Origin of the sequence: Maritalea porphyrae (assembly GCF_027213965.1) — a bacterium.
Classification (GTDB): domain Bacteria; phylum Pseudomonadota; class Alphaproteobacteria; order Rhizobiales; family Devosiaceae; genus Maritalea; species Maritalea porphyrae_A.
This window is the reverse complement of sequence record NZ_JAPWGX010000046.1, coordinates 1-265: the sequence shown is the minus strand read 5'-3', so window position 1 is coordinate 265 and position 265 is coordinate 1. Positions and strand designations below refer to the sequence as shown.

General features: G+C 45.7%; 1 pseudogene. It reads left to right on the top strand.

Features of this window, described 5'->3' with window-relative positions:
- Positions 1 to 265, top strand: a pseudogene (locus O4H47_RS17965) (carboxypeptidase M32); the annotation flags it as partial.

The window sequence follows — 265 nt, the reverse complement described above, 5'->3', positions numbered from 1 at the left end:
GCTCGATGTTTATGAACCTGGCACAACGTCTGCGTCGTTAGACATTCTTTTTGCTGACGAGAAAACCTGGCTTCCTACTTTGATCGATGAAGCGCTTGAAAAACAACAATCAGACAACATCTTAATGCCAACTGCACACTACCCTGCGGAAAAGCAAAAAGCGCTCGGTTTGGAAGTCATGAAGCTACTTCAATTCGATTTTGAACACGGTCGACTTGATGAGAGTACCCACCCATTTTGTGGCGGTGTACCGACAGATGTACGT